We start from the raw sequence: 1,277 nt of genomic DNA, 5'->3' as shown, positions 1-1,277 counted from the left end.
TGACCCCTGCCGTCAATCCCGTAGACTTAAACTTGGGAGATTTTGATTACGCAGCCTGACGATAAGAGTCAAACCACACCTGTCTTGGCGATTTATAGCCCAAGCCCTTTTGAATTCTAGTTTGGTTGTAATACAGCTCAATATAGCCAATGATATCGTTGATGGCTGCAAACCTTGTTTTATAGTCTTGGTGATACACAAGCTCATTCTTCAAGACACCCCAGAAGCTTTCTATGGGCGCGTTGTCGAAACAATTGCCTTTGCCACTCATTGAGCCTGTAAATTGATGTTGCTTAATGATCTTGTGGTAGGTATGGCTGCAATATTGGCTACCTCTGTCAGAGTGAACGATTAGCCCTTTGCTTGGACGTTTATTCCTGATGGCCATGTTCAATGCTTTGCATACTAGATCTGCGGTCATTCGCTTATTGATAGCATAGCCGACCAGCTCTTTGGTGTATAAGTCTTTGACTCCCGCTAAATACAGCCAGCCCTCATTTGTCCAGATATAGGTAATGTCGCTGACCCACGCTTGATTCGGTCTTTGCATATCAAAATGCTGATTTAATACGTTGTCATAGACCAGTTTTTTGTGATTTGAGTCAGTGGTGACTTTAAAGCGCTTGTGACGACGGCATTTGATGCCATGTTCCTCTTTGATGCTTCTGACCATGTATAGACTAATATCATACCCTTGCTCGGTGAGCGTTGCATGCAGACGCTCAACACCATAGCGCTCATAAGTTTCACTATGAGCGACTTTAACTAGTAGCTCGCACTGATTACGGTGTACCTGCTGACAGCTGATATCACGACTCAGCCAGTCGTAGTAGCTTGACGGCTTAGTCTTCAATACATGGCACATAGTAGTGATGCTAAATATCTGCTGATTGTCTTTGATAAAGGCGTACTTTACTAACTGTGCTTCGCGAAGTACGCCGTCGCCTTTTTTAAGATCTCGCGCTCCTCTTCGGCAACTTTAAGCTGTCGCTTTAGGCGTCTTACCTCTTCAAGCGCACTCATAAGTTCAGGGTCATACTGCTTTGTTCCTACAAGCTTGCCTTGATTAGCTTTGTTCTGCCAGTTGGATAGCGTTTGCATGGCGATGCCAAGTTGCTTTGCGGTCGCTGAAATATTGCCATTGTTATCCGCTATCTTCTTGACGGCTTCAGCTTTAAATTCGTTACTGTAAGTTCTTAATTTCTTGGTCATGGTAAACTCCTATAATTGTGCTTAGTTTACCAAGTTTAGTTGTACGGTTTCTTCAGCATAGCTCA

1 protein-coding gene is annotated in these 1,277 nt (G+C 43.8%); it reads right to left on the bottom strand.

The features are described from left to right. Positions 1–46: 46 nt before the first annotated feature. A protein-coding gene (locus tag CXF62_RS01380) for an IS3 family transposase (protein WP_102092628.1) occupies positions 47–1,212 on the bottom strand; the annotation gives its coding sequence in 2 pieces (ribosomal slippage) (positions 47–957 and positions 957–1,212; 1,167 coding nt in all). Positions 1,213–1,277 lie beyond the last annotated feature (65 nt).

Origin of the sequence: Psychrobacter sp. MES7-P7E, from assembly GCF_002863645.1 — a bacterium.
Lineage (GTDB): Bacteria > Pseudomonadota > Gammaproteobacteria > Pseudomonadales > Moraxellaceae > Psychrobacter.
The sequence above is the reverse complement of the archived record's forward strand: the minus strand, read 5'-3'. Positions and strand labels throughout refer to the sequence as shown.